Consider the following 19,442-nt stretch of genomic DNA (forward strand, 5'->3'; position numbering starts at 1 on the left):
TTATGATGAACAGAATAAAGCCCGATGTAGATATTGTGAGCGATTTGCTGAAAGCTGTTTTGGAGGCCAGTCCCGATTCTTCTTTTATCCGGAGTTTACTGTTTCAATACCAGGAACGCGGAGGGCTAAGTAAAAAACAATTAGAAGGGTTATACCATAAAGCTGCTAAAATAGCAACCATTCCCGAAAACAGACTTACCACTTTAGAGGCAATTATAAAGAAAAAGCCCACCCGCTATAAATCCAGCCTGCCACCACCTGCTCCGCTTTATATTAAAGATGAAAATGCAGGCCGCATGCTGGAAGCCATACTGGCAAAATATCCGCAACATAAAAGAGTATTGTTTTTAAAAGCAAAGTACGACAATAACGAAACCCTTTCCGTAGTGGAATTAAGTGAATTACAAAAATTTAATAAGATGCTTCACTGAATAATTCAGTAATTTCCGAAATATTATACCCTAAAACTTACATATTTATATAATATATGAATGATTTGCTCAGGCAGTTTATAGAAAAAGTACAGCAGCGCAACATAGCAGAGCCGGAATTTTTACAAGCGGTAGCGGAAGTAGCGGAATCGCTGATTCCCTATATTGACAAGCATCCTAAATACAGAAACAATAAAATTCTGGAGCGTATTGTTGAACCTGAGCGGGTAATCATATTCAGGGTACCGTGGTTAAACGACAAGGGCGAAGTGGAGGTAAACAGGGGCTTCAGAATACAAATGAACAGCGCCATTGGCCCATATAAGGGCGGACTTCGTTTTCATCCTTCCGTAACACTGAGTGTGCTCAAATTCCTCGCTTTTGAACAGGTATTTAAAAACAGTCTTACCGGCTTACCTATGGGGGGCGGCAAGGGCGGTTCAGATTTTGATCCCAAAAACAGGTCGGATAATGAGGTAATGAAATTCTGCCAGAGCTTTATGACGGAGTTGTATCGCCATGTAGGCGCCGATATAGACATTCCCGCGGGAGATATTGGCGTGGGTAAGCGCGAAATTGGTTATTTATTCGGACAGTATAAGCGTATTAAAGGAGAGTTCAGCGGCGTGCTAACCGGCAAAGGATACGAATGGGGCGGCAGCCTGATACGCCCTGAAGCCACCGGCTACGGGTTGGTGTATTTCGTGGAAGAAATTTTAAAAACCCGCGGCGATACACTGGTAGGTAAAAAAATTACTATTTCCGGTTCCGGTAACGTAGCCCAGTATGCTGCCGAAAAGTGCATTGCCAAAGGAGCTAAAGTACTTACCATGTCGGATTCGGATGGATTTATATACGACCCCGATGGCATTGACCTGGAACGACTGCAGTTTATTAAAACCCTCAAAGATAACCAGCGGGGCAGGATCAGTGAATACGCAGCCGAATTCAATTGCGGCTACTTTAAAGGGGAACGCCCCTGGAAAATTAAATGTGATATTGCCCTGCCCAACGCTACTCAAAATGAGCTGAACGGGGATGATGCCATTGCACTCATAGAAAACGGCTGCTTTTGTGTGGCAGAAGGCGCCAATATGCCCTGCACACCGGAAGCGGTGGCCGCCTTTAACCAGGCGCATGTTTTTTACGCCCCGGGTAAAGCCGCCAATGCAGGTGGCGTAGCGGTATCAGGACTGGAAATGTCGCAAAATTCACTCCGCTTTTCATGGACAAGAGACGAGGTAGATAATAAGCTGAAGGATATTATGAAACAGATCCACAGGATATGCGTAAAATACGGCAAAGAAGAAAACGGGCATATTAATTACGAAAAAGGCGCCAATATAGGCGGCTTCGTTAAGATTGCCGATTCCATGCTGGCCCAGGGACTGGTTTAAATATCAATCTAATTGCTGCTGCATTTTACGCACCCGGTCTTCTAATTTTTCGGAGGTCAGACTCTCCCTTAAGCTATCCACTTTAATGGGAAAACAGAAAGGGGTAAGCTGAGAGGGGAAAGTGATAACGATATGGGATTGCTGTATCCGTTCCAGCATATTGCGTAAACGGACTTCTTCCATCTGCTGATCCAATACTTCGCGATAAGCCTGCCGTATCAGCACATTACCTGCATCATATTCATTAAACACTTTAAAAAGCAGGGAGGCCGAAGACTGCAGGTGGCGCGCCTTTTTTTGCTCCCCGGGGAAACCCTGGAAGACCAGCCCGCCGATAACAGCAATATCCCTGAATTTGCGCATAGCCATTTCTGTGGCATTTACGCTTCTTTGTATATCATTTAACAGGTTGTCGGGCGAAAAGAGCTCGTATACATTCGTATCATCTACCGGTATGGGTTGATCACTCAGCAATTCAAAGCCGTAATCATTCATGGCAAAAGAAAAAGTGATGGATGTGATCCGGCTGATCCGCCATGCAAGAATAGCGGCCATAGCCTCATGCACCAATCTCCCTTCGAATGGAAAAACAAACAGGTGGTAACCATCTTTTGTTTCAATATGCTCAATAAGCAGTTCGTTGTGTTTGGGCACATGCGATAGCTGTTCCTGCAAATCGAACAGGGGCCTTAACACATCTATTTCACTATCGTTCTGTTTTGTGATTTGCCTTTTGTGATTTGTTTTTTCCCTTCCGGCCTTATTCAATTCTTCTCTCAACTTTTTTCCCAGGTTGGCCGATAAAGGCATCCTGCCGCCCTGCCAGCTAGGAACAATGGATTTTTTTGAGTTAGACTTTTTTACCAGCACGGTCATATCTTTTATTCCTGCCAGTTCCACATTCCTGCCGGCGAGCGTAAACACAGCTCCCTGCTCCAGTCTTGATATGAACCATTCTTCAATCACCCCGATATACCCGCCCGACATGAATTTTACTTTCAGCATGGCTTCACTTACAATAGTACCTATATGCATACGGTGACGCATAGCTACGCGGCGATTGGTAATACGATACAGCCCGTTAATGATCTCTACCTTTTTAAATTCATCATATTGCTGCAGTGCTACCCCGCCAGCAGTAATAAATTGTAAGATCTGCAGCCATTCATCCCGCGTCATATCTTTATAACAATGGGTTGCCAGTACTTCTTTATAAATGATGTCCGGATCAAAGCCATCCGAAACCGCAAGCGTACAGAGATATTGAATCAATACATCAAAGCACAGCAGCATGGGTTCGCGGCTTTCAATCAAATCTTCAGCTATGGCACTTTTCAATGCCGAGGCTTCCACCAGTTCCAGGGAGTGGGTAGGTAAGAAGTATATTTTGCTTACCGCATCCGGTTGATGACCACTACGGCCAGCCCTTTGTAAAAAACGTGCTACACCTTTGGGCGAACCTACCTGTATAACCGTTTCCACCGGCCTGAAATCAACGCCCAGATCCAGGCTTGCCGTACAAACCACTGCTTTCAGAATGCCGGCATGCAATGCTTCTTCTACCCATGTTCTTAACTCGGGCTCAATGCTCCCATGGTGCAAAGCAATAGCACCCGCTAATTCCGGCGCTGTATTCAACAGCCCCTGGTACCATGTTTCACTCATGCCCCTGGTATTAATGAAGATGAGCGTAGTGCGGCTTTGATCAATAATAGGAATTACTTTATCAATCAGTTTTATTCCCAGATGTCCTGCCCAGGGATATTTTTCAATTTCATCGGGGAAAATAGATTCAACTTCAATATTTTTTTTCAGTCGGGCACGAACAATTACCGGCTGCGTTTTACGCGAAAGCGAAGCATGCAATACTTCCCCGGCTTCTTTCAGATTACCGATTGTAGCGGAGATGCCCCAGATAAGGGGGAAAGATGAGTGGTGAATAGTGAGTGGTGAATGGTGAATGGTTGGAGTGCGCAGCGCTACCAGTCTGCTGACGGCCAGCTCTACCTGTACGCCTCTTTTGCTGCCCAGCAACTCATGCCATTCATCCACCGCGATGATCTTTAGGGAAGCGAAAAATTCAGCATAATTTTTTTGTGCCAGCAGCAGGTGCAGGCTTTCGGGCGTAATGATCAATATTTCGGGAGGATGCTTTTTCTGTAGCTGCCGTTCGGCCGCGGAGGTATCGCCATTGCGTATGCTTATGCGCCAGCGCATACCCAGCTCCGTTATTACTTCTTCCATAGCCCTGCCTATATCTTTAGCCAGTGCGCGTAAAGGCGTGATCCATAGCAACTGCAGCTTACTGCCTGCTCTGCTTTTATAATCAGCCGGGTGTTGATTAATGAAATCTATTACAACACCCAGGAAAACGGAAAATGTTTTACCAAACCCTGTAGGCGCGTTTACCAACCCGCTTTTGCCATTAATGATATGCTGCCAGGTTTCTTCCTGGAAGGTAAAAGGTTTAAAATCCTTTTTAGCCAACCATTGCTGTATTACCTTATATCCTGCTGACTGATGCAATTGCATGGAGGATTATTTAGCGCCAACCTCGCCAACCTCACAGGTCTTAAGACCTGTGAGGTTGGCGCAGCCCAAAAAATCTTTAAATTTTCCCAAAAATAAATTAAATTAACACCACTATGACACACCAAAACACCATTCAGAAACTCCACCCCGGAGGATACTACCACATTTACAACCGTGGTAACAACAGGGAAACCATTTTTAAAGAACCGGCCAACTATGCTTATTTTTTAACGCTCTGGGAAAAGTATATAGAACCCGTTGCCCAAACCTTTTGCTATAACCTGCTGCCCAATCATTTTCATTTTTTTATTCGCGTAAGGGAGGTCCCGCAAATCTGCGAGACCTGTGAGACCTTGCAGCCCGGCAAACCCATCGAACAGCACTTCTCCAACCTTTTCAACGCTTACGCCAAAGCCATCAATAAAAGGTATAACCGCACGGGCAGCCTGTTCCAGGAAAGGTTCAGAAGAAAGGAAATTGACAGCGATGATTATCGCACTACCATCATTGGCTACATCATCACCAACGCGGTAAAGCACGGGTATTGTACTAACGTTGAAGCCTATCCCTGGTCGGCTTACCATAACCTGGTATCTGATAAGCCCACCGGTTTATTAAGAGATGAGCTGACCCAATGGTTCGGCAACAGAATGGCTTTTATCAACTATATTAAAAATTATACCAACGAAATAACAGGGTGGGGAAATTTCCTGGAACATGAGAATGATGATAACTAAGGGCAGATCTCACAGGTCTTGCAGACCTGTGAGATCTGCCCCTTCCAGCCTGAGCAAAAATGCATATTCCAGCGCTATATCCTTCAGGTAATCGAACCGGCCGGAAGCGCCTCCATGCCCAAAATCCATATTGGTATGCAGCAATAGAATATTATCGTCTGTTTTCATCGCCCGGAGTTTCGCTACCCACTTTGCGGGCTCAAAATATTGTACCTGGCTGTCGTGCAGCCCCGTAGTTACCAGCATATTGGGATAATCTTTTTTTTCAACATTTTCATAGGGCGAGTAAGATTTCATGTAATCATAAGCTTCTTTACTTTTTTCCGGATTACCCCATTCATCATATTCATTGGTAGTTAAGGGAATGCCGGCATCGAGCATGGTATTCACCACATCTACAAAGGGCACCTGTGCAATAACGCCATGCCAGAGATCGGGCGCCATATTTACCACTGCACCCATCAGCAAGCCACCGGCGCTGCCGCCCTGCGCATATAAATGTGCCGCAGAAGTAAATTTTTCTTTTATCAAAAATTCACCACAGTCAATAAAATCCGTAAACGTATTTTTCTTCTTCATCATTTTGCCATCTTCATACCACTGCCTCCCCATTTCCTCACCCCCACGGATATGCGCTATGGCGAACACGAAACCGCGGTTGAGCAAACTAATCCGGCTGCTGTTAAAAGTGGCATTCATACTATAGCCATACGATCCGTAGCCGTATAACAATAAAGGCGCTTTACCGTCTTTTACCAGCCCCTTTTTATATACTATAGAAACAGGGATTGCAGATCCGTCTCTCGCCATAGCATACAATCTTTCCGAAGTGTATTCTTTCGTATCGTAGCCACCCAACACTTCCTGTTGTTTCATGAGCTTCTTTTCTCCGGTGCTCATATTGTAATCGTAAGTAGTATTGGGCGTTACCAAAGAAGTGTAGGTATAGCGCAGTACAGCGGTATTAAATTCGGGGTTAGTGCCGGTGGCAGCACTGTAAGCCGGTTCCTCAAAATCAATATAATGCTCCTGCCCCGAAGGCATATTGCGTACACGCAATTGGATCAGTCCGTTTTTACGTTCGGTAACAACCAGGTAGTCTTTAAATACATCAATATCTTCGATCAATACATCAGGACGGTGGGGAATAACTTCCTTCCAGGTGCTGCTGTCTGTTTTGTTCAGCGGACATTCCATCAACCTGAAGTTTTTGGCATCTAAGTTGGTCACAACATAAAACTTATCACCGATGTCTCTCACATCATACAATACTTCTTTCATGCGGGGTTGAAAAACCATAAACGCTGCATCGGGTTCGTTGGCTTTGATGAAACGCATCTCCGTGGAAAGCGTAGCCTGGGAAACAATAAATATGAACTTACCCGATTTCGTTTTTCCCACACCAATATAATTCGTAGGATCTTTTTCTTCGTACACTGTTACATCCTGTGCTTCGCTGGTATTTAATTTGTGCCGCCTTATTTTTTCTGTAAGGAGGGTATTGGGGTTATTAAGGGTGTAAAACAATGTGTTATTGTTATTGGCCCAGGCAGAACTACCAGTTGTGCCTTTTATGGACTCTTTAAACAGTTCGCCGGTTTCTAAATTCTTTATATAAATCGTAAACTGCCGGCGCGATACGGTATCTACCCCAAAAGCCAGCAGCTTATTATCTTCGCTTACATTAAACCCGGTGGCGGCGTAGTAAGGATGCCCTTTTGCCAGTTCGTCCACATCCAATAGAATTTCTTCCGGTGCATCCAGGCTTCCTTTTTTCCGGCAGTACTTATAATATTGTTTCCCGTCTTCTGTTCTGGTATAATAGAAGTACCCGTTTTTAAGAACAGGAACAGATTCATCTTTTTCCTTTATTCTGCCCTTCATCTCTTCATATAGCTTTTCTCTTAAAACTTTTGAGCTGCTCATCATGGTATCCAGATAGGCATTTTCTTCATTCAGATAATTTATCACTTCCGTACTGTCTGGTCCTTTCTTAAAATAATCAATCATCCAGTAATAATGATCTGTTATGGTATCGCCATGTAACGTACGCTGATGTTCTTTAATGGCAGCTACCGGCGGTTTAATATCCATGTTCCACATATAGTCTTTTTTTTCGTCTTTTGTTTGTGTATGGCATGCAACCGTAAAAACGAATGCTGCAAAAATAAAGAGGGGAAGATGCATTCTCATAAAAACACCTTTTTTATAAATGTTATATAAAAAATGTAATCAACAGCTATCGCTGCCAAACAATGATATCCGGCACGCCAATGAAAACTTTATTACAGAGGACGGCTCTAAAGAATGCCTTTTTTTGCGGGAGAGCTCAGCTTTTGGTTCATCATTTCCCTTACGGCAAAAGCTATGGCGTTGGCATCATAGCCGCATTCTTTTTGCAGCTCTCTGGGGGTACCCTGCTCTATTACGCGATCGGGTATTCCTAATATTTTTACCTGTGCATGGTATTGATGAAGTGCCATAAACTCCAGTACAGCGCTTCCAAATCCTCCCTGCACTGTGCCATCTTCCACGGTAATGATTTTATTAAACTTACTGCATACTTCGTGCAGTAAATTTTCATCCAGCGGTTTGGCAAAGCGCATATCATAATGTGCAGGATTCAGCTCTTCCGCTCTCAATTCACGTATGGCTGCGGCTGCAAAATTTCCGGGATGACCAAAGGATAATATGGCAATCGCTTCACCGTCCTTTAATTTCCTTCCGGTTCCCGGCTTAATTGCTTTCATCTCCGTTCTCCATTCAGGCATTACGCCTTCGCCGCGGGGATAGCGGATGACGAAAGGATGGGTATTTTCGTCTAACTGTGCTGTATACATGAGGTTGCGCAATTCACTTTCATTCAGGGGCGCGCTTACAATCATGTTAGGAATGCAGCGCATATAAGCTATATCGTATGCGCCATGATGCGTGGCACCATCTTCCCCTACCAATCCGGCACGGTCAAGGCAAAAGATAACGGGCAGATCCTGGATAGCTACATCGTGCACCACCTGGTCGTAGGCCCTTTGCATAAAAGAAGAGTAGATATTGCAGAATACTTTCATACCCTGCGTGGCCATACCCGCGCTCAGGGTTACGGCATGCTGCTCGCAAATGCCTACATCAAAAGCGCGATCCGGCATTTTATCCATCATAAATTTCAATGATGAGCCTGAGGGCATTGCGGGTGTAACCCCTAATATTTTACTGTTTTTTTCTGCCAGTTCTATAATGGTATGACCAAAAACATCCTGGTATTTGGGTGGCTGTGGCAGATCAAATTTCTTTTTATAGATCTCGCCGGTTATCTTATCGAACAAACCCGGTGCATGCCATTTTGTTTGATCTTTTTCGGCAAGGGAATAGCCTTTGCCCTTTACCGTTAAAATATGCAGCAGCTTGGGCCCCGGGATTTTTTTCAGGTCCTGTAAAACATCTACCAGCTTGTTGATATTATGCCCGTCTATAGGACCAAAATAGCGAAGGTTTAACGATTCAAAAAGATTGCTGCTCTTGCTCACGAATCCTTTAATGCTATGCTCCAGCTTGCTGGCCATTTCCCGGGTAAAGCGTTTGCCTACCGGTAACTTACCTAACGCATTCCAGATATCATCTTTTAACTTATTATAGGTTTGGGAAGTAGTAATGTCTGTAAGATATTCCTTCAGCGCCCCCACGTTCTGATCAATGCTCATGCAATTGTCGTTGAGAATGATCAGCATATCGGCATCCGTCACACCAGCATGGTTCATGCCTTCAAAAGCAATACCCGCAGTCATGGCTCCATCTCCAATGATCGCCACGGATTTCCTGTCTTCATGTTTGTATTTGGCGGCCATGGCCATGCCCAGCGCCGCGGAAATAGAAGTGGAAGAATGCCCAACGCCAAAACTGTCGTATTCGCTTTCCGCGCGCCGGGGAAAGCCGCTTAGCCCTTTGTATTTACGGTTGGTATAAAAGGCGTCTCTCCGGCCTGTTAAAATTTTATGCCCATAAGCCTGGTGCCCTACATCCCATACCAACTGGTCGAAAGGCGTATTCAGCACATAATGCAGGGCAACAGTAAGTTCTACCACGCCCAGGCTGGCGCCAAAATGTCCGCCATGTACACTTACCACGTCAATAATATATTGACGGAGTTCACTGCATACCTGGTGGAGTTGCTCCCGGCTTAATGTTTTAAGATCTTTCGGATCGTTGATTTGTTGTAAAAGCGGCCCTGGTGTTATATCCATGTAAAACATGTTGAATCAATAACAAAAGTAAGATATAAATGCTTTTTAAGTGAAGGAATTATCCGGCCGCGATATCAGCCACGACAGGTTGATAATCAATAAGTAAACTGAACATATTCCCATTTCACCTCCGCCGTTAACCCGCATTTTTCGCCACTAGTAATACAATATTTCCGGTAAGAGGGAGAAATGTTTAGATTTGATATATGCTATCTAAAATATCAAGATACTGGTGGTGCCAGATTTGTGGATGGGGGATATTTGCGCTCATTAATATCTTTTTTGCCTACACCTATGATAAAACAATATCAGAAAAATTAATTATCCGTCTCCTTATCGCTTTGTCGCTGGGTATACCCATTACCCATATTCTGCGTAACGTTATTATTAAACGCAACTGGTTAGTATTACCTGTTGAAAAAATTGTTCCGCGGCTTTTTATCTGCATTGTTATAGCCAGCTTTATTTACTCGCTTAGCCTGCTCACTTTTTTTGAGCTGTTCAATTTGTCTGAAACGGATCCCAAAAAGAAAGTGGCTTTTATCAACATACTGGTGCTCAGGACCTTCGACAGCTCTCTCATTTTAATGGTATGGGTACTTATCTACTATGTATATCATTTCTTCCAGAAAAATAAAAAGCAGGAAGTAGATACTTTCCGCCTGCAGTCGCTGGTAAAGGAACTGGAGCTTAAAACCATTAAATCGCATATCAACCCGCATTTCATTTTTAACTCGTTGAACAGTATCAGGGCTTTGGTAGATGAAAATCCCCAGCGGGCCAGGCGGGCGATCACTGAACTGAGCAATATCCTGCGCAGCAGCATGCAAACGGAAAAAATGGAGACGGTGCCCTTAGAACAGGAGCTGAATATAGTAAAGGACTACTTAGCGCTGGAACAAATGCGCTTTGAAGAACGCTTAAAAGTACAGTTCCACATTGATGAAGATACGCTGTGCCAGCCCATACCACCAATGATGCTGCAAACTCTCGCGGAAAACGCCATTAAACACGGCATCAGTAAACAGGTAAATGGCGGAGTGGTTACTATTACTTCGGATTTTGTAGATGATCATCATGAGATCATTATCCGCAACAGTGGATTTTTAAACGGCAACGCAGGGCACATGGGCTTTGGGCTGCAAAGCACGCAGGATCGGCTCAATCTTTTATTTGGCACAAAAGCCACATTTGAGATTAAGGACATACCAGGCAATATGGTGGAAGCAAAGGTGGTAATGCCGCTATATAACAGCCTGGCGAAATAAACATATTGGTGTGTGAAATGGGTGAATGGTGAGAGGATCTCTTACCTTTATCATCTCTCTTTTACCGTTTCACAATAATATAATTTGCTTGACTTAACACTAAATAGTATGACAAAAAGAGCCATTATAATTGATGATGAAAGATTAGCGAGAAGCGAATTGAAAAAGCTGTTGCAGGATCATCCCGAAATAGAAGTGATAGCAGAGGCGGCCAATGCCAATGAAGGTATAGAAAAGATCGGGAATATGGCGCCCGACCTGATTTTCTTAGATATCCAAATGCCCGGCAAAACGGGTTTTGATTTGTTAACCGAATTAGACAGGTTGCCACAGGTTATATTTACTACGGCTTACGATGAATATGCCCTGAAAGCATTTGAAGTAAACGCGCTGGATTATTTACTAAAGCCTGTGGAACCCAGGCGGCTGGCAGATGCCTTACATAAGCTGGAGTATATTACTGAAGAAAAGGAAACAATAGGCACTGCATTAAGCCCGCAGGCTGTAAACAGGGGTATTCTGGGTGAGAACGACCAGGTATTTGTAAAAGACGGCGAAAGATGCTGGTTTGTAAAACTGAACGAAATAAGGTTGTTCGAAAGCGTAGGTAATTACGCCAAAGTATTTTTCAGCACGCATAAACCTCTTATATTAAAATCGCTGAACGCACTGGAAGAACGGTTAGATGAAAAAGTTTTCTTTCGCGCCAACCGCAAACATATTGTAAACCTGCGTATGATAGAAAGGGTGGAACCCTACTTCAACGGTGGTTTACTGCTTGAAATAAAAGGAGGAGAAAAAATTGAAGTAAGCCGCAGGCAGGCGGTTAAATTTAAGGAAATGATGAGCCTGTAGCAGCGTTAATCCGGTAAAATTGTTTTGAACGCTTTGAGCCTTATAGCTAAATTGGGCACTAAACAGTTCCAGAATTATGAAGCATATTTATTTATCCCTAATGCTGGTATTAGCGGTTCTTTACGTTTCAGCACAAAAGATTGACAGGATCATTACCGTTAAAAAAGTCAGTAAAATAGAAAAAACCTTATCGGCAGATGATATGGAGGGCAGAGCCACTTTTACGCCCGGCATAGATAAAGCCGCTGATTTTATTGCCGCAGCATTTAAAAAAAACAAGCTCCTGCCTGCAGAAGGAAGCAACGGTTATTTCCAGGAATTTGCATTGGTGGAAGCCACACAAACAGCGGTGAGCGGCAACGCGGATGGGAATGCAATAAACGAATCAAATATGGTAGTGCTTACCACAAAAGAAACACTAACCGTAAACGAACAATCAGGATACGAAACAGGAACGATTGACGCTAACGACCGCCTGTTCAATAAAGCATACGGCTATATCAACTCCGGGAAAAATTATATTGTATGGGTTGACACTGCCCATTCAAAAAGCTTTGGCAACCTGCTCCGGTTTAAGCGCGAAAGTTTTAAATCAGACGGGAGCATACTGTTTGTACTTACCGGAAAAGCTCCCGCTACTTATTCCTTTTCTGCTCAGCATACCATCTCCGAAAAAAAGCTGAAGAATGTAGTCGGTATGCTTCCCGGGAAAAGCCAGTCTGACAGGAAAGATGAATATGTGATTTTTTCGGCGCATTACGATCACCTGGGCATCGGCCAGGCAGATAATAAGGGCGATAGCATTTTCAACGGAGCCAATGATGATGCGGCAGGCACTACGGCCGTAATGATGCTCTCCAGCTATTTTTCGAAAATCAAAAATAACGAACGCACCATTGTGTTTGCTGCCTTTACTGCCGAAGAGATCGGCGGGTTCGGGTCGCAGTACTTCAGCAAACAGTTTAACCCTGAAAAAGTTGTAGCGATGTTCAACATAGAAATGATAGGCACCGACAGCAAATGGGGGAAAAATTCAGCCTACATAACCGGTTACGAAAAAACAGACATGGGTGAAATACTGGCAAAAAACCTGCAGGGCACCGCTTTTACATTTTACCCGGATCCTTATCCCGACCAGCAATTATTTTACCGTTCCGATAATGCTACGCTTGCTAGGCTGGGTGTTCCCGCGCATACCATCTCCACTTCAAAAATGGATAATGAACCTTATTATCATACACAGGGCGACGAAATTGAAACACTTGATCTGAAGAACATGACGGAAATCATTAAAGCGATAGCGCTAAGCTCGGCAAGCATTGTAAACGGAACGGATTCGCCTTCGCGGGTAGATACCACACAACTCAGGTAAATCACTGCGCAGTGTATCCGCCATCAATTACCATCGCCTGACCAGTTCCATATTACTTTTGTCCAACCGGCACGAAAATAATTTTTCTTAAATCCAGCAACGCCTGCTTAGGATCAAAATCTTTATACGGTTTGAAAATAATTTTTTGCTTTCCCGGCTTCAATTTTATGGTACCTATTTTTTCAGATGCAAAGGTTTCCCAGGAACCGCTTTTTCCAACTTCACCTATTATCCTGTCCTTTTTGCTTTCCAGTATAAATGATTTTCCCGCGTCTTCATCGGATACCGACCATTCCAATATCACGGAATACTCCTTTTCTTCGCGTGGAGCTATTTCCCATTCTATTTTGTCTTTGTTGCGGAACCAGCCAAATGCTTTCCATTCCGGCATATATTTTATATCTGTACCGATACCTTTACCTTTCTCAGCAGTCAATTCAAGCACCCCTGTTTCATCAGGCACAATCAATGACGGCCGGTTAACAGAAACCCGGTCTGCTGATATTTTATTTCTCAATTCGCCCTGCAGATAATTCATTACCCCTTCAATAACATCTGCTTCCGCTTCAACAGTGTATGGAGATACGGTTTCCACTTCGTAACCGCCATGTTTAAATTCGGCGGCAGTTGGCAGGTAGCCTAACCATCCGTTCGTGTAGCCGTAATAGAAAGTATAGGGATACGGGGATTTGTCACGGATTTCATTGGATATTTCACAAAACAGTTCAACCGGCAAACTCCAGATAGCGATATCATGATTGATTTTCAAAAAGCCGACCGGCAGTCTTACCAGGTTCTTCCCATTCCCAATGCTCCGGGAATAGTTGCCCAGATCGGAAGGCCAGTTTAAATTTTCCTTTCGTGGCGTTTCGATGATGAGCTTGCTGGCAAAAATATTCACCTGGTCAATGGTAGCTGTAATAGATTTGTTCGCTTCCAGAATTTTATCACCCAGTAATACCCTGAATTGTGATAAGCGTGCAGCCCCGGGATTAGGATAGGTGCTGTAAATAGGGGCGATATTTCCTGCTGCTCCGTTTATAAAAAGCATGGGAACGCCTAATTTTTCTTCCACATAGTCTGCAACAATACCGGGCACATCACCACTGATTTGAAGGTTAGGAGCGCCCAGTGCAGTGCCATGTATGGCATAGTTTGATATCAGTGCTATAGGCGATCCATCTTCTTTATCTATCCGGATCAATCCAATTTTTTTGTCTACCGCGCCATCAGGGTTCATTCCCAGCCCTGCTTTCCCGTTAACGTCAATTGCCCGCCGGTTGATATTGGCGTTGGAATGTCCCCAACCAACTCCCAGCTTTGCTTTCACTAATTGTTTCCTGGCCTGTTTTATTCCCTCTATTATCTTTTGCTCTACAAAATGGGTATAGGCAGTATCTACCGGATGCTTATATCTTTCTCCCATAAATACTTCGGGTAACCCCGGTACGCCAACTTCAGGTGCAGAATGGGTATGGGTAAGCGTCCACCAGAAATTTTCAGGAGCAATACCCAATTGCTGATACAGGAGTGATGCCAGATGATCGTATTCGGAAGGAGAAATAACACAGATATCAGAAGATACCAGGCAGAACTCTGTGGTTCCGTCATTCAATACCACTATCCGATGATAAATGCGATCGTGTACGCCGGTAGATTGACGGGCATTGTAGCCCAGCAGCATTTTTGGTTGGTCGGGCGTGATATCTATCTTAACTACTGCTGCACGAAAGATGCCTGTATTTTGTGGCCCGGGCAGATTACCAAATGTATGTGCAGAACCTGAAGGCATTGCGGAACAACACAAGATGATCATTGCGATCATATACACAGTGCGGGTGCACTTATATTGGGTTATTGTCTGGTGGACAAAGTAATTTCCTGGTAGTTTCATGCTTATTATTTGGTATGAAGAAATCTGTTTTTTCTTTTTTGCCTGCCCAAAAAAAGAAACAAAAAAAGATCAGCTCTTCCAGGCCATTCACCCTTCCCCTAATTCTGCCGCAAAAAAGCGATCAGGTCGGCCATGGCTTCCTTGCTGATATTTTTTTCTAAGCCCACTGTCATGGCAGACACACTCAGGGATTGTAAAGATTTAATATCCTGCCGGCTGATTGTTTTTTCAAAGTTGCCCATATTTTTAATGGTAATTGCTGAAGATGTTTCAGCCGCAATAATACCTTGCAAAGACTCTCCATTGTTTAAGTTAATCTCCCAAAGATCATATCCTGCCATGATGGAAAGATTGGGATCAAGAATATTAGCCAGTATATCCTCTCTTTTCCAATTATGTATAGTAGCGAGATCAGGCCCGAAAGCAATTCCATTTTCACCTTTTACCTGATGACAAACTGCACAGCTTTGCATATATATTGCTTTCCCCTTTTCCGGATCTCCCGGTAATTCAAGCGCAGCCTGGTATTCCTTATTGATCTTTTTTGCTTCCTCCGCATTTTTGGTAAATACTGCCCTGGCACGTTCCCGTAATTTGTCATCAGCCACCTGCATCAAACTAATACCGGTCCAAAAACTTACATTACTGGCAGGAATCTTATTCGCTTCCATTGCGGTAATGAGTATTCTCATCCTGGCAGTATCATGCATAAATACACGAATGGCGGCATCTCTTATTTCTTTGGTAAGCCCCGGCCACAAATCCACAAGGTATTCACTCACCGCAGTTGAGGGAATCACATTCAATACCCGCAGTGCGGCAAATTTCACGGCAGGTTGCTCCTGTGGAGTAAGTAAGCCCTGGAGCATGGTAAGATAATCTGACGGGTTACCAAAAGTGAGAAAATCAATAGCATCTGCCCTTTTTAAATCTGAAACAGCAGTGTCTTGTGCAATAGATGCTGCCCTGGCAACTGATGAGGTGCGTAAGGTATCATTACTGATTTTTGAAGCCTGTAAAAATTGTAAAGCCGATTTTCGTAACCCATCTGAAGGGCTGTCAAAAAAAGTGTTGAGCAGCAAACGCTGCTCAGCTTCACTGATAGAGAGCTTGTTTTTCCGGTAACGCAGTCCCTGTGCCACCCCTTGTAGCATTGCTGTCTGCGATTCCTGCTCACGTGAAGTTTGCGCAACAATGGCTTTTTGAATGAGATGATGAACCTTTGCCTCACCCTCTGTTGCCGCAATAATTCCTGCAAGTCTTTGTACCATTGAGCCGTATGCCGGTATATCAGCTTTGTATTTTGCCAGCATCAGGTTAAGCAGTGAATTTGCATTTAACGAAGCGGCAGACAGGGCAGCTACCTGGAACCATTTGTTTTCCATATCCTGAAACAACAAACCATTACGTGCATCGGATGCCGGAGCGGTATTTACATATCCCAATGTGAGCAGTAGCTGAAAGCGCACCTTTATTGCTTCATCATTTTGTAAAGCTAAGAGTGCTGTGCCTAATGCCGGATCATCCTTCAAATGCAGTTCAGCTAATTTAACGGCGTTCTCTCTTATTCCTGCAACCGTATCTTTCAATGCATTTTTAATAAGATCAGTTGGCAGCGCGTTCATGCCTTCCAAAGTCCACAACGCATGCAGCCGCCCCATTGCAGATTCAGGGTTTGAAGCCATCTTTACAAGTGCCGACACTGCATTTTTATCTGCTCTGTCAACTAATAAGCGTTGTGCACTAATGCGCCACCAGCCGTTGGTATTTGCTAATTCTTTCACTAATTCATCAACAGAAGCGTCACCAAGTTGCAAACCCTTCATCCAGTCTGCTTTTTTTCCATCAACCGGAGTAATGCGGTAGATCCTTCCTTTATCAATACCATCATATAAGTTCCCTGCGGCAATAGCTTCTTCCGACATCCATTCGGGTGATTCAATTACGCGTCTGTAATAATCCAGAATATACAAAGCGCCATCGGGACCAACATACATATTCACCGGACGCGACCAGGCATCGGTGGAAGTAAAAAATTCTTTATTTGGAAATACCCGGCTTGCCGTATAACTCAGACTACTGTCTCTTAAAATATCCACATGCACCAGGTTACTCACCGGTTCGGCAATGAAGGTGGCATTATGATAGGGTGCAGGAAAGTCTTCCGCCAGGTAGGCGGTTAGTCCGCTACCGGAAGTCATGGTTCCCACATCGGTAAATATCTGCCTGTCCGGGTTGAGCGTAGTAGGAAATACCTCCGGCGCATTCAGGTGATCCGACATAGAATGATTAGGATCTGTAGGCGGTAGTTGGGGATTACGTTTTAAATAGCGCTCTGCAATAATCTCCTGGTATCCCTGGTTAGAGTTGTTGCTGCCAAACCAATGCCCCCATTTATCGAAAGTATGACCAAACTGGCAACGGCTTGCTAACTCTTCTAATTGATACTGTTCGGGGCGAAAACGAACGGATTTTCCACTGGCATTTTGCGGCAGGCGAACCGCATCCGGCTTAGCGGGATAGTAAATTTCGGTTCCTTCATCTCCAAATTCTTCTCCATAATCCCTTGATTTTACAATGCCCTCATGTGCGGCATAAATCCAGTTATCAATACCATACACGGGATTATTTAAATTGTGCTGCGGATTGGTGAGTGCAAAACCCGTCAGCAGTGTATCCATGATGTCGGCCTTACCATCGTTATCCGAATCTTCGAGATAATAGATATTGGGTGAGTCGGTTACAACAAATCCCTTCTTCCACCGGAGGATGCCTGTGGGCAACAGCAGTCCTTCTTTAAAAAGTGTGCGCTTGTCCATGATGCCATCTCCGTTGGTATCTGATAGCATCACAATATTTCCGCTGCCACTTTTGTCTAACGGATAACCGTGCATTTCCACTACAAACATGCGGCCATATTCATCTATCTCCATATCTACCGGAGAAGTAATCATCGGCTCGGCGGCGATCATTTCAATTTTAAATCCGTCGGCTACCTGCATGGTTGCCAGGGCATCTTCGGCCTTAACGCCACCGGATATTTCTGTTTGAGAAGATGGCTGATTACAGCTTATGGAAAAAATCAAAAACGATAGCAAAAAATATTTGATCGGGAATTTGAAAAAATATAACATGTTTGTATTCTTAGAATTTAAAAGTGCCTAAAAGTAGATATGAGTTATTTGAACTATTATCTTTTCGCAAAACCTGTAAATGAGATTGCTTGCGAATGTCGCCTCACCCCAACCCCTCTCCTATCGGAGAGGGGCTAAAGGCATTCATTCCTACTATCTTTTTCGCCTGGGCTTTTCCGTTATCGTCTGCGGCGCCCTCATTTTGCCCTGCAAATAATCCAGCACAGATTCTGTAAGATCACCTGCTGCTCTGGGTGTGAAAGGCGACACCGTTTCTACTTCATAGCCACCGTGTTTCCATTCTGCCTCCGTGGGCAGATACCCAAACCATCCATTGGTATAGCCGAAATAAAAAGTGTATGGAAAAGGAGAGCGGCTTCGCACTTCGTTAGATACTTCACAAAACAATTCCAACGGAGCGCTCCATATCGCAATATCTTTATTTATTTTCAGCAACCGTACCGGGAGGCGAACTAATGTATCGCCGGATTTTGTGGTAACGGTGTATTTGCTTAAATCGGCTGACCATGCCAAGCCCGGTTTTTTTGGGGTTTCTACAACAATTTCATCTGCCCGGAGTTTTACTTCATCAACCGGATATTTTATTTTACTGTTTGCCTCTAGAATTTTATCTCCCAGCAAAACGCGAAATTCACTTAGATGACCTGCTCTTGCATTGGGGTAAACGCTGTAGATAGGCGCAAGGTTGCCCGCCGCACCATTAATAAAAAGCATGGGTGCGCCAATTTTTTCTTCTACGTATTCAGCCACAATACCAGGTGCATCTCCGCTGATCTTCAGGTTGGCCCCGCTCATAACGGTGCCGTGTATGGGATAGTTGGCAATCAACGCCATTGGTTTGCCATCCGGCTTGTCAATACGCAATAACCCGATGCGCCTGTCCACCGGCCCGTCAGGATTCATACCCAGAGAGGCCTTACCATTAACATCAATTGCCCTGCGATTCATATTGGCTTGCGAAAAGCCCCAGCCTACACTCAGCCGGGCTTCAGTAAGTTTACTGCGTACTTCACCAATACCTTCAATCAGCTTCTGTTCAATCATTGCGGTGTAGGCTGCATCTACCGTGTGTTTTATGCGATCTCCCATATAAACTCCATATAATCCCGTTTCGCCAAACTCCGGTGCAGAATGTGTATGCGTAACAGTCCACCATACGTTTAACGGATTTATTCCGTATTGTTTGTTGAGTAATGCAGCCACCTTATCATATTCTGACGGAGAATACAGGCACACATCGGATGAGATGATATAGAACTGAGTAGTACCATCATCTAAAGCAACAATCTTATGATAAATGCGATCCAGCACACCCGTGGATTTGCGTTCCTGGTATCCGAGCAGGTGTTGTGAATCGGAGGGAGTAATATCAATTTTGACAACGGCGGCTTTGAGTTGGGCGTGGGTGCTGTGGGGCAAAATGAATGCACTACAGATGAATAAACAGTATATAGAAAAAGGTATATCCTTTTTCCATGACTTATAAAAAACCATTTGGATTAACGTACCGGCTGATTTAAACTTATACATTAAGATTACCATTTTAAATAATAGAGACGAAAG

General features: G+C 44.1%; 12 protein-coding genes. 6 read left to right on the plus strand and 6 right to left on the minus strand.

From position 1 onward, the window contains the following. Positions 1–2 precede the first annotated feature (2 nt). Both PLE34_RS14650 and gdhA read left to right on the plus strand, forming a co-directional pair. Positions 3–431, plus strand: a complete 429-nt coding sequence (locus tag PLE34_RS14650; RefSeq protein WP_324558151.1) for a hypothetical protein — start codon at positions 3–5, stop codon at positions 429–431. 56 nt (positions 432–487) lie between these two features. Beyond that, a complete protein-coding gene (gene gdhA / locus PLE34_RS14655; RefSeq protein WP_324558152.1) occupies positions 488–1,828 on the plus strand; it encodes an NADP-specific glutamate dehydrogenase in 1,341 nt (446 codons plus the stop codon). A 3-nt stretch (positions 1,829–1,831) separates the two neighbouring features. Here gdhA and PLE34_RS14660 read toward each other — a convergent pair whose 3' ends face one another. Next, a complete protein-coding gene (locus PLE34_RS14660; RefSeq protein ID WP_324558154.1) occupies positions 1,832–4,360 on the minus strand; it encodes a ligase-associated DNA damage response DEXH box helicase in 2,529 nt (842 codons plus the stop codon). A gap of 113 nt (positions 4,361–4,473) precedes the next feature. Here PLE34_RS14660 and PLE34_RS14665 point away from each other — a divergent pair, with 113 nt between their 5' ends. Continuing rightward, positions 4,474–5,097, plus strand: coding sequence for a transposase (locus tag PLE34_RS14665; protein WP_324558156.1), 624 nt, complete (start codon positions 4,474–4,476; stop codon positions 5,095–5,097). Between the two features lie 9 nt (positions 5,098–5,106). Here PLE34_RS14665 and PLE34_RS14670 read toward each other — a convergent pair whose 3' ends face one another. Beyond that, the gene (locus tag PLE34_RS14670; RefSeq protein ID WP_324558157.1) at positions 5,107–7,290 is read right to left on the minus strand and encodes a S9 family peptidase; all 2,184 of its coding nucleotides are present in this window, start codon (positions 7,288–7,290) and stop codon (positions 5,107–5,109) included. A gap of 107 nt (positions 7,291–7,397) precedes the next feature. Further along, complete coding sequence (gene dxs / locus PLE34_RS14675) at positions 7,398–9,335, minus strand: 1-deoxy-D-xylulose-5-phosphate synthase (RefSeq protein ID WP_324558159.1); 1,938 nt, start codon at positions 9,333–9,335, stop codon at positions 7,398–7,400. Positions 9,336–9,541: 206 nt separating this feature from the next. Here dxs and PLE34_RS14680 point away from each other — a divergent pair, with 206 nt between their 5' ends. The 3 genes from PLE34_RS14680 (at position 9,542) to PLE34_RS14690 (ending at position 12,830) form a co-directional block, all read left to right on the plus strand. Then, the gene (locus PLE34_RS14680; RefSeq protein ID WP_324558160.1) at positions 9,542–10,603 is read left to right on the plus strand and encodes a sensor histidine kinase; all 1,062 of its coding nucleotides are present in this window, start codon (positions 9,542–9,544) and stop codon (positions 10,601–10,603) included. 108 nt (positions 10,604–10,711) lie between these two features. Further along, on the plus strand, positions 10,712–11,458 hold the full coding sequence (locus tag PLE34_RS14685) for a LytR/AlgR family response regulator transcription factor (protein ID WP_324558162.1): 747 nt from the start codon (positions 10,712–10,714) through the stop codon (positions 11,456–11,458). Positions 11,459–11,534: 76 nt separating this feature from the next. Continuing rightward, positions 11,535–12,830: a M28 family metallopeptidase gene (locus tag PLE34_RS14690; RefSeq protein WP_324558163.1), complete on the plus strand. Its 1,296-nt coding sequence runs from the start codon at positions 11,535–11,537 to the stop codon at positions 12,828–12,830. A gap of 52 nt (positions 12,831–12,882) precedes the next feature. Here the strand turns inward: PLE34_RS14690 and PLE34_RS14695 are convergent, their stop codons facing one another. The 3 genes from PLE34_RS14695 to PLE34_RS14705 form a co-directional block, all read right to left on the minus strand. Beyond that, positions 12,883–14,622, minus strand: coding sequence for a neutral/alkaline non-lysosomal ceramidase N-terminal domain-containing protein (locus PLE34_RS14695; protein WP_324558164.1), 1,740 nt, complete (start codon positions 14,620–14,622; stop codon positions 12,883–12,885). A 200-nt stretch (positions 14,623–14,822) separates the two neighbouring features. Continuing rightward, positions 14,823–17,858: a PVC-type heme-binding CxxCH protein gene (locus PLE34_RS14700; RefSeq protein WP_324558166.1), complete on the minus strand. Its 3,036-nt coding sequence runs from the start codon at positions 17,856–17,858 to the stop codon at positions 14,823–14,825. Positions 17,859–18,011: 153 nt separating this feature from the next. Beyond that, positions 18,012–19,409 carry a neutral/alkaline non-lysosomal ceramidase N-terminal domain-containing protein gene (locus PLE34_RS14705; RefSeq protein ID WP_324558168.1) on the minus strand — a complete coding sequence of 466 codons (1,398 nt, stop codon included), beginning with the start codon at positions 19,407–19,409 and terminating at the stop codon, positions 18,012–18,014. Positions 19,410–19,442: the final 33 nt, after the last annotated feature.

Source organism: Agriterribacter sp. (assembly GCF_035445465.1).
Taxonomy (GTDB): Bacteria; Bacteroidota; Bacteroidia; order Chitinophagales; family Chitinophagaceae; genus Agriterribacter.